The sequence below is a fragment of the Schlesneria sp. genome (genome assembly GCF_036405755.1).
GTDB classification, from domain to species: domain Bacteria; phylum Planctomycetota; class Planctomycetia; order Planctomycetales; family Planctomycetaceae; genus Schlesneria; species Schlesneria sphaerica.
The window spans coordinates 1-10410 of record NZ_DASWWZ010000596.1 but is presented as its reverse complement, the minus strand read 5'-3'; the positions used below and the strand labels follow the sequence as shown (position 1 = coordinate 10410).

The following is a 10410-nucleotide window of genomic DNA, read 5'->3' as shown; positions in this document are numbered from 1 at the left end:
CCCCATTAAATAGGGGGTCTGAGTTTCCTCAGACGCCCCGTCTCGATCCGTAAATGTTACCAACCTAAAGTGGCTGGGCTTAAATTGAGGATCACTCTTCGGCGACAGCTAGTCCCTTCCTTGAACTCATGCAGCCGTCAGAGCAACACCCTAAGAGTTCGCACACGCCGCCTGGCTCGCAGCATGTACTGGTTTCACAGCAACCGCCTGGCTCGCAACAACCACCGGTTTCACAGCAATCGTCGTCTTCGCAGCAACCGTCGGTTGAGGAACATGCCCCAATTGAGCAACAGGTCAGGACTTCACCATTCGCCAAATTATTCGACGGTGAAACCTCTGCAAAACGGTTAGAAGCGTTAAAAGCCCAAGCCGACCCGCAAACAACCAGGCAGAACAGACACGAAAACAGAATTCCAAATTTCATCTTACAGTTTCCTTTTGTTGCTCAATGATTCACGGTGGACGCGCTTGTAGAACTCGCGTAACCGGAACACTTCTATTGATTGAGAAATTTTACGTAGACTGAAGCCGTCCGCACCGCAGAAACTGGAGCGGACTCGAATAGAAGGGGATTCGCAAAGAAATGCGGATCCAGCATTTGAACAACGACTGTCAACAAAGCCAACGGCAGTAAAGTACGTTTCGGCTCGGTTGAGTGATGAACGGGTCGCTCGAAAACAACGACTCCAGATTTCCGTCCAGGGCTGGACGTTCGATCCAGACATAGATCGGCGCCAGGACAAAGACCGAAGAAAAGGCGAGGGACTCGAAATAGTCCGTTAGCGTCACCATCCGCTCAACGCACGGACACAGCTGATCCGGCGCCGGAAACGTTGGGGCGTCTCCCGACTCTTGAGTCGACGAGTTGATGTCCATGGGACAACACCCATGTGAACCGCAAGGTGCACAATCCCATTTTGATCCTTCTGCCTCCCTTGGGAGCGTTTGATCGAGGAGTGCGCAACACCAGCACTGCGGTAGCGCGATCGTCACGCCACAAAGGAAAACCAAGATTTTTAGTGCTGAGCTGAACATGGTAGGTGAACGATATCCTGCGACGAAAGACCAAGCAAGACATCTTTCTGGTCTATGCCAACGTCAGCTACCCCCTCCGCGATCGCGCCGTAAAAAAATAGGGATTCCGCTGTGGCGCAACTAGATTGAAGGCATAGTGGTGTAGCACTGCCGAGCCTACATCTCTGGACTGTCGATCCGGTGGTTGCGGGTTCGAGCCCCGTCGACCTCGCTGAAAAGCCTTGTTCACAAGTTTTTGTGGACAAGGCTTTTTTTCTGCGGTGCCGATCGAATCGGATCTGCCGTGGGTCTCGTTCGCGAATCGTGGCGGAATCTGTGTTTCCTCCCAGCAGCAGTGCCAACTCCCTCTAGCGGGAGTGGTGTCGGGCTTTTGCATCTGTAGTGGGGCAGTGCATAAGAGGCGGTCAGCGGCAGAGCGCCCATTGGTCTAAGCTCCGATGCGGGGAGCTTGGCTCGTACTGGCTCAATCTTCTCGCCACCGTCTGCAGAGCCCCGGTGAGCAGTAGGCCCATGGCCGGTGATCGCTGCGGTGGAGTGAGTAGGGCGGCGGGTGAATCGAGGTTTCGAATGCGGCGTTTGTCCGTCAGGGCGAATCGCGAAGATGTTTCTGTCCAGTCCTTTCGCTCAGACAGATAGTCCGCGGCTCGGGTCTGTCTAAGAGGGTGGGGCGCGTTGCGGTTGACGGCGGTTTTCGTGAGGGGTCTAGTGTGTCAGGGAATCCAGTCGACGTTGCGATGTCACTGAGCTGAATCATCTCACGCGTATCCATTCCAAATGAGGGGGCCTCCGATGACAGACGACAACGGCAAATGTCCGTTTTCCGGCGCGGTTCGTACGCATACCGTGGCGGCGGCACCGTCGAATTCCGACTGGTGGCCGAACCAGTTGAAGCTGGACCTGCTGCGCCAGCACTCCTCAATGTCTGATCCCATGGGACAGGGCTTCGACTATGCCGAGGAGTTCAACAGTCTCGATCTGGCAGCGGTGAAACGGGATCTGGCCGAGGTGATGACCAATTCACAGGATTGGTGGCCGGCCGACTTTGGCCACTACGGGCCGTTGTTCATCCGCATGGCCTGGCACAGTGCCGGGACGTACCGTACGGGTGACGGGCGTGGTGGAGCAGGTCGTGGACAGCAGCGATTCGCCCCGCTCAATAGCTGGCCCGATAACGTCAGCCTGGACAAGGCGCGGCGGCTGATCTGGCCCGTCAAGCAGAAGTACGGCCGGAAGATCTCCTGGGCCGACCTGATCATTCTCACCGGCAACGTGGCGCTGGAGACGATGGGATTTCCGACGTTCGGGTTCGGGGGAGGCCGCAAGGATGTCTGGGAACCCGATCAGGATGTCTACTGGGGAGCAGAAAAGACGTGGCTGGGTGGAGATGTCCGGTACGCACGAGGATCGGAAGGGGTTGAGAAGCCGGGGGGCGTGGTGTCATCGGATGACAACGCTGATGGTCAGGTTCATGACCGCCAGCTTGAGAATCCACTCGCCGCCGTCCAGATGGGATTGATTTATGTGAATCCCGAAGGCCCCGATGGCAACCCTGATCCCCTGGCGGCCGCGTTTGATATCCGCGAGACGTTCAAGCGCATGGCGATGAACGATGAAGAGACGGTGGCCTTGATCGCGGGCGGTCATAGTTTTGGGAAAACGCACGGGGCTGCACCCGCTTCTCACGTGGGGCCCGAGCCTGAAGCGGCTGGTCTTGAAGAGCAGGGTCTGGGCTGGAGGAACAGCTTCCGCACCGGCAAGGGGGAAGACGCGATCACGAGTGGACTGGAGGTGACCTGGACGACCACGCCGACCCACTGGAGCGTCAACTTCCTCGAGAATCTCTTTCAGTTCGAGTGGGAGCTGACGAAGAGCCCGGCGGGGGCTCATCAGTGGCGTCCCAAAAATAACGCCGGTGCCGAGACGGTGCCGCACGCTCATGATCCGTCCCGGCGGATCTCGCCTACAATGCTGACGACCGACCTGGCGCTGCGGTTCGATCCGGCCTATGAGAAGATTGCCCGTCGTTTTCTTGCAAACCCCGCAGAGTTTACCGACGCGTTCGCACGGGCCTGGTTCAAGCTGACACACCGCGATATGGGCCCGAAAATTCGCTATCTGGGTCCCGAGGTGCCTCAGGAAGACCTGATCTGGCAGGACCCGATCCCTGCCGTCGATCATCCGCTGATCGATGCCGCGGATATCGCGTCGCTCAAGGCACAGATTCAGGCGTCAGGGCTGACGGTTTCGCAGTTGGTGTCGACGGCCTGGGCGTCGGCTGCGACATTCCGAGGCTCCGACATGCGGGGCGGCGCGAACGGTGCACGGATTCGACTGGCCCCCCAGAAGGACTGGGAAGCGAACTCACCCGCCGAACTGGCTGTCGTCCTGAAGACGCTGGAGGAAATTCAGTCCGCCTTCAATCAGCAGGCCCCCAACGGGAAGAAGGTTTCGCTGGCGGATCTGATTGTGCTGGCGGGAGGTGTCGGAATCGAGCAGGGGGCGAAAAAGGGAGGGCATACGATTGTCGTTCCGTTCACGCCGGGGCGCATGGACGCTCTGCCAGAACAGACCGATATCGAATCGTTCGAGGCACTGGAGCCCATTGCCGACGGCTTCCGTAACTACCTGAAGGGGGGCTATTCGCTCCCCGCGGAAGCCTTGCTGGTCGACAAGGCTCAGCTACTGACGCTGACTGCCCCCGAGATGGCAGTCCTGGTTGCCGGGATGCGCGTGCTGGAGACGAATGTCGGCCCGTCACGGGCGGGAGTGTTGACCGAGCGGCCCGGAGCTTTGACGAATGACTTCTTTGTCAATCTGCTGGATATGGGGACGGAATGGAAACCGATTTCAGCGGACCGGTACGAAGGTCGCGATCGCAAGTCGCGGGCCTTGAAGTGGAATGGAACTCGTGTCGATCTGGTCTTCGGGTCAAACTCCGAGTTGCGCGCCCTCGCTGAGGTTTATGCCAGTGCGGACGCCGAAAAGAAGTTCGTCGATGACTTTGTGGCCGCCTGGGTGAAAGTGATGGAACTCGATCGTTTCGATCTCGTGCGGCACTGATCAAGGCGATCTTCCGGTTCCCTTGTTTTACGGCAAGATGCTTTGGTAGTGCCATTTTTCCCTGGCAGCCGTGCTCCGTTGCAGGCCCTGGTGTTCGCCGAACATCGGGGCCTGTGGCGTTGTTCGGGGGCGTTGCGCCGTTCCGGGGGTGTCGCTCTGGATGGAGGTGGGAAGCCGTTCAATGGCTTGGCTGGGATTTAACCAAATGGTTGACTCTTTGCCGTGCAGGCGATATCATTTAACCAAGTGGTTGAGTGTTGTTGGTTAAGGAGGCTCGCTGTGGTTGATCGCGTTTCGGCGAATGCTTCGCGACTGGATCGTGTGTTCCACGCTTTGTCTGACTCGACGCGCCGGTCGATTCTGCAGGACGTTGCCGAGCGGGAGATGTCGGTGAGTGAAATCGCACTGCCGTATCAGATGTCGCTGGCGGCAGTCTCAAAGCATCTGAAAGTTTTAGAGCGTGCCGGGCTGATTGGTCGTGAGAAACGGGGTTCGTTTCAGTTCGTGCGGATCAACGCGGAACCGATGAAGGAAGCACGGCAGTGGCTCGCTTATTACGAACGATTCTGGGACGACCATCTGGAGCGTCTTCAGAAGCATCTTGCGAAAGGGGAATGAGCTGTGACGGAAAGTATTCGACGGGAACTTTATTTCCCTCAGTCGCGGGAGCGGGTCTGGAAGGCGATCACGGACCGTGCGGCACTCGCCGAATGGATGTATCCGAATAATTTCGAGCCGAGTGTCGGGCACCGTTTCCAGTTCCATGTCCCTCCCAAGCCGCAGATTGGCTTTGATGGCCTGGTGGTGGAGTGCGAAGTCACGGAATGCGAGCCACCTCACCTGCTGAAATTTTCGTGGAATGCTGGTGAGCCCATCGTGGATACTCACGTCTCGTTCCGACTGGAGTCACTCAACGAGGGGACGCAGGTCTACTTCGAGCATTCCGGCTTCGATTTAAGTCGTCCGTATGCGGATCGGGCTTTCGAAGGGGCGCAGTATGGCTGGGCGAAAATGCTTGAGAAGCAGCTTGCTGCGTTACTGGCACGCGTCTCTTAGCAAGCAGTTCCTTTATGTCGCGTAAGTGCCTCGTTCTGGCACCCTGTCGGTTTGCGGGCTCAGCGAAAGTCGCGTCTGAGCGAGCCCCCTGATTTTTTACGAAGTTTGTCAGAAGAAGTTCCGGCAATCCAGGCGTTGACCAAATTTGTCTGGCGACGCGGACTCAGTTCAAATAACTCAAGACTTGCGGAAAACCGAATGAAAGCCAGCACCAAGCGATCAATTCTCCGATGGACTCACATCGTCTTCAGTTTTCCCATTATGGGGTATGTCTACAGTCCGTTTGAAGAAATTCCCGCTCAGGCCCCCGCTGTCCGCTATTTCTTTCTGCCGGCGCTGATCGTGACAGGGCTGTGGCTCTGGCAGGGGCACGTGTTAAAGCGGCTGATCAGGAAAAGCCCCGCGGAGGAACAAGCCCCCAATCTTGTCTGAATCGCAAGTTCAGGGGATGGTCTGGTTTCCGACGCAGAATCTGCCTGGGTTGCGCGCAGGCTGCCCAGGTTTTCGTCGCATGTACTCTGCCACGACGTTCAGCGGCTGTATTTATTTGTCAGCCACAATCGAACTTTTTGCACAAACATGGTCGCTAAAAATGAGTTTCCGGATATAACAATTCCGTTGTCAGAAGAATTGTCAGGATGACTCAGCAAGTGATTAGCACACAGCTATAAACGGAATTCGGTGTAGCTGCTGCACTTAGCGAGATGCGGTAGGAAGATTCGACGTGGATGAGTTGAGAACACTATTCGTTGGCGGTTACGCTGATGGTGAGTGGATGCAGATATCTCCAGAGACGACGTGTGTCCGTATGCCGTTCAAGAATCCCTTTTCGCTGGACGAGTGGGATGAAGAAGTCTACCTGGAGCGAGTCCTGGCCGAGGACGCTGACGGAAGAATACGTATCTTCGCCAGTGAAACTCTTACTGATTCTCAGGCGATCGAAGTGCTGCTGAAGTGCTATAGCCCCAGCACGCTCTCTACGGCCGACACTAAGGAAATGTGACGATTCCTCGTCCCGTTTCTGAGCCATTTCCTCCGTCCGATCTGGCGTTGCTTCTAATCAGGCTCTGTGACGTTGTGGTCATTGGGGAATGACGGTAGCCGCGCTGTTTGGTGTACGGGTCTGGAGGATCGCCCGCTCGATGTCACGCTGCGCGATCTCTGGCAGAACTATTTTTTCTGCTTTGAAGCGCCTGCAGTGCGCCGATGCTGACCAGCACGGCTCCGGCAAGCTCAAGTCCCGCGTTCATTCGGTTACCGACTGTCGGCAGGCCGTACAAAAAAGCATCGAGAGGCCCGTACGAGGTCGTGCGGATCGTGACCAGTGTCAGCAGGAACGCGAGCGAGAAGTGGGCCAGAGTCCGTTCCCGCCAATGCCCGCGGAGCAGATACAGACTGACAAGCAAACCGACGAGACTGACGGCCGCCGCCCCGGCGACGAGGGCAATCTGCAGCGTCCTTCGGTCGCTGTACCAGCCCTGGTCCTTCGCCAGCCCGCGCCCGTAAATCGTTATCAGTGATTGCAGGTCGAATAACTTGTTCAGGCTCAACAGGACCATGATCAATGCGAGCCCGATCCAGTAGAGCGAACGAGTCGACTTCTGATCGCCCGGTCCTTCAGGCGTCTCTGCGGTCGGTTGCACGGCTGGCTGTACGGTGGCGGCCCGGAAACAGAGCAGGGCGGCGAGCAGGTGTGCGGCAGAAATGGCCAGCCCCCAGCGTGTTCCAGTAATGGGGCGCCAGACGAGATCCGCAAGTAGCAGGGACATGGTTCAATCAGTGTGATAAAGGGCGTTGCGATCGATCCAGCGAGGCTCGGCCGTGGATCTTCATTGCGCCGTAGATAATCACGGCCACCGCGGCCAGTCCATACATCCAGGGAGAGATTGAGAACGTCAGCGTTAAAACGTCGCTGACCGGCGCGGTGAAGCGGGTGATGTCATCTGGATAGATTAAAAAGTAAGCGATGACGCTGATCACCAGGACAACGATGTGTCGCTGCCGGTCAGTCATGGTCGACCTCCTTCACCGGTTTCGCGGGAACAGAACTGATCAGGGAATGAGCGATTCCTCCCAGCACCAGCAGGACCCCAAGTTTCTGCATTCCCGGAATTGCGAGCACCATCGTCGGAATTCCGATCAGTCCATACCCGCATGACAGGACGGTGACCAGAACTCCCCACAGTACCAGCCGCGATCCTGTAGACTGGCCTGAGTTCAGCTGCCAGATCGAGCCCAGAAACACGCAGGTGCAGACGGCGTAAACAACGAAGTGTTCGGGACGAGTTGGGAACGAAGCCATCTCGGCGGTGAAATTGAGCGACGACATGCCGTTGCTCCGATGCCAGCAGGGAGAGGGGTTGTGCAAATCGGGACCGGACTCACGATAAGGTGCGGAGGAATCAGTCGCAACCTCGTGATTCGACCTGGTTCACAGGACGTGGACCGAAGCGCCGCTCTGAACGTGGCCGATCCAATGACGGGTTTCGGGGCGCGCAGCCGAGACGACTGGCGAGAGCACCCTGCCGTCGTTCCCATTTCGACCCCGCTCTGCCCGCTTATTGTCGACCGAGCAGAATCAGTTCTGTTCGCCGCAAAAAGTTCCGGTGTCGTGAGAGTTCGGCGATATTTCCGGGAAGCTCATCCCGCAGTTCATTGTGCTTACTGACGGGGGTAATGATGAATCGGTGCGGTCCCCCTGCGATAAAGTCGGCGGCATCGCGCGGCGTGTGTAAGACGGTGACTCGTTTTCCAGCATAACCGGCGTAGTAGACGACGCTGGGCTGGAAGTAACGGAAGGTGCCAATCTCAACCTCACCGTCATTCGAGAGACGTCGGGCATCGGCGATGAATTTGGGAGTGTCCTGATAGTTGTTAACGCGGACCGGGGCGACCCCGACCACGAGAACCGCCAGCAGAATGGACATAGCGACTAGCGTCTGGATGACGCGGGTACGGAGTTCCTGGTCGAGGAACTTCATCGCGATATAGGCACCGGCAATCGGGACCAGGCCAATCAGGGCCAGCCACTGTTCACTGGAGAACAGGACATAGGCGGCGATGTAGACGCCGATGACCATCAGAATGCCGACCAGTCCGAGGGCGCGGCAGCAGAGATTGAATGAATAGACACCCTCGTCCACCTCATCCCGCCGCCAGTCATGCAGGTAGCGACCGAGGATCAAGGCCACAGCGGGATACATGGGAAGCAGGTAGTTGGGGAGCCGGGTGCTGGCGAGTGAGAAGAAAATGAACCAGGTTCCGGCCCAGCAGGCGACGAGACGATCACTGTCGCGCCAGCGAGCACCGTCGATGAACCGTTCGCCCATGCGGAAGACCGCTACGGGGAGGAAGACCGACCAGGGGAAACACGAGACCAGAATCGCGACGACGTAATACAACTGATAGAACGGAAAGCCATTGTGGTTTTCCTTCGCGGTCAGTGCCCGATTCAGGTTGTGATCGAGGAAGAAGCCCCGTAACCACTCGCCGTTCGTTTTATAGCCGACCACCAGATACCAGGGTAAGGCGATGGCAATGACGATGCCGAGCCCGATCAGGAAGTGCATTCCACGAAGTGTCTGCAGGATTTGTCGGGGGCGCAATGTCTGCAGGGCGATGCGCCACCAGCGTTTCCACCAAGGGCCCGTCGGAGCGGTCAGGACTTCACTTTCGATATCCCGTTCGCGCCACGAAATCAGCAGAAAAAGGATCAGGATCCCACTGGGAAGGACTACCCCCACGGGTCCCTTGGCGAGCACGGCGAAACCCATGGCTGCGAACAGAGGGGCGGCCCACTTCCAGTCGGATGGCAGCAGTGTGTCCGGTTGCTGTACGGTCGAGGCCGCGTTCGAGTCGCTCTCGGCGAGAGCTGTCTGGTTCAGTTCGGATGGGGCCTCATCGGCGTCTTCTTCGGAATCGGTTTCCGCAGCACTGTCGCCGCTGAAGTTGCCCCCGCGCTGCCGGGCGACGACCCAGACATAGCAGGTGAAGGTGAGCGTCACAAAGAAAATCAATGTCGCGTCGGGAGTAACCGCACGACCGACTGCCGTGAACAGCAGGCAGGTGCAGAGAATGCAACTGGCCAGAATTCCGATTTCGGCAGAGTAGAGCTTGCGGCCCAGATGGTAGGTCAGAAGTGTTGTACCGACCGACAACAGGGCCGATGCGAATCGGGCCGAAAATTCGGAGATCCCGAAGAACTTGTACGAAGTCAGCATCAGCCAGTAGATCAGGATTGGCTTGTCGGTTCGCAATGCTTCGTTAAAGGTCGGGACGATGACATCCCCACGCCGAAACATTTCAGCCCCGCAACTGGCGTTCTTGGGCTCGTCTTCGTTGAAGAGGGCGTAACTGCCGAGATTGGTGAAGAAGATCACGACCGCCATCAGGGCGAGCAGCGCTTGGTGGCGCAACAAAACAGTCATGCAGTCGTTCCTTAACTCACACGCCATTGGCGGTCCATCATCCCAGGCTGGCGCAGAAGCCTTGCGCGAACTTTACGTGATTGCCAAATGTCAAACAACTGTGACCGCGGGAGCTGAAGCCCGTCCGGGCAGGGGAGCCTTCAAGATCTGAAGCGATTTCGCTGCCCTTCGACGGACTGATGTCGGGTTCTCGTCTGTGCGACCATGAACGCACGTTCGGGAATCTGACGGGCAGGGAATCGCGCCGTTCCCCTGACTGCATCGGGTGAGTCGGGGTGGCTGCCGGTTCACGATGATGGCTAATCAGGTCGGCAATTTGATATCTTCATGCCGTGGCACAGGGGTTGTGCAGCCGTGTCGCGATCAAATCGTCGTTAATTTCGTTTCGAACAAACTGGTGTTTCATGCGTGTTTTGTCAGGTATCCAGCCGACCGGTCGATTTCATTGGGGTAACTATTTCGGCGCGATCCAGCAATACATAGCGCTTCAGGGGAACGAACAGTCGTTCTACTTCATTGCCGACCTCCATGCGTTGACAACCGTCCGCGACGCCAAGGTGCTTGAGCAGAACGTGAATGATGCGGCCCTGGACCTGCTGGCGCTGGGGCTCGATCCGAGCCAGGCGTCGCTCTTTCGGCAATCCGATGTTCCGGAAGTGACGGAACTGATGTGGCTGCTGATGAGTATTACTCAGTTCAGCCTGCTGGAGAAATGCACCTCGTTCAAAGACAAGGCCGCGAAAGGGATTGCGGCTGACGCGGGTCTTTTCACCTACCCCGTTCTGATGGCCGCCGACATTCTGCTGTATGACAGCGACGTGGTGCCGGTGGG

General features: G+C 57.5%; 10 protein-coding genes. 6 read left to right on the top strand and 4 right to left on the bottom strand.

Translation table 11 applies throughout. From position 1 onward, the window contains the following. The first annotated feature begins 1824 nt into the window (after nt 1-1824). The 5 genes from katG (at nt 1825) to VGE80_RS19720 (ending at nt 6154) form a co-directional block, all read left to right on the top strand. Nucleotides 1825-4095 carry a catalase/peroxidase HPI gene (katG, locus tag VGE80_RS19740; RefSeq protein ID WP_440593852.1) on the top strand — a complete coding sequence of 757 codons (2271 nt, stop codon included), beginning with the start codon at nt 1825-1827 and terminating at the stop codon, nt 4093-4095. A gap of 279 nt (nt 4096-4374) precedes the next feature. Next, the gene (locus tag VGE80_RS19735; RefSeq protein WP_373648995.1) at nt 4375-4713 is read left to right on the top strand and encodes an ArsR/SmtB family transcription factor; all 339 of its coding nucleotides are present in this window, start codon (nt 4375-4377) and stop codon (nt 4711-4713) included. A 3-nt stretch (nt 4714-4716) separates the two neighbouring features. Then, a complete protein-coding gene (locus VGE80_RS19730) occupies nt 4717-5151 on the top strand; it encodes an SRPBCC family protein (RefSeq protein WP_397568666.1) in 435 nt (144 codons plus the stop codon). A 198-nt stretch (nt 5152-5349) separates the two neighbouring features. Beyond that, complete coding sequence (locus tag VGE80_RS19725) at nt 5350-5583, top strand: hypothetical protein (RefSeq protein ID WP_397568667.1); 234 nt, start codon at nt 5350-5352, stop codon at nt 5581-5583. A gap of 292 nt (nt 5584-5875) precedes the next feature. Beyond that, nucleotides 5876-6154, top strand: a complete 279-nt coding sequence (locus VGE80_RS19720; RefSeq protein WP_373648992.1) for a hypothetical protein — start codon at nt 5876-5878, stop codon at nt 6152-6154. 142 nt (nt 6155-6296) lie between these two features. Here the strand turns inward: VGE80_RS19720 and VGE80_RS19715 are convergent, their stop codons facing one another. The 4 genes from VGE80_RS19715 to VGE80_RS19700 form a co-directional block, all read right to left on the bottom strand. Continuing rightward, nucleotides 6297-6920: a hypothetical protein gene (locus VGE80_RS19715; RefSeq protein ID WP_440593851.1), complete on the bottom strand. Its 624-nt coding sequence runs from the start codon at nt 6918-6920 to the stop codon at nt 6297-6299. Nucleotides 6921-6927: 7 nt separating this feature from the next. Next, on the bottom strand, nt 6928-7164 hold the full coding sequence (locus tag VGE80_RS19710) for a hypothetical protein (RefSeq protein ID WP_440593850.1): 237 nt from the start codon (nt 7162-7164) through the stop codon (nt 6928-6930). Continuing rightward, on the bottom strand, nt 7157-7480 hold the full coding sequence (locus VGE80_RS19705; protein ID WP_440593849.1) for a hypothetical protein: 324 nt from the start codon (nt 7478-7480) through the stop codon (nt 7157-7159). The genes VGE80_RS19710 and VGE80_RS19705 overlap by 8 nt, the downstream gene beginning before the upstream one ends. 229 nt (nt 7481-7709) lie before the next feature. Then, on the bottom strand, nt 7710-9578 hold the full coding sequence (locus VGE80_RS19700) for an ArnT family glycosyltransferase (protein WP_397568671.1): 1869 nt from the start codon (nt 9576-9578) through the stop codon (nt 7710-7712). A 404-nt stretch (nt 9579-9982) separates the two neighbouring features. On the opposite strand from VGE80_RS19700, the gene VGE80_RS19695 reads away from it, so the two are divergent. Next, nucleotides 9983-10410: tryptophan--tRNA ligase (locus VGE80_RS19695; RefSeq protein ID WP_440593848.1), on the top strand; the 428-nt coding region annotated here is incomplete at its 3' end.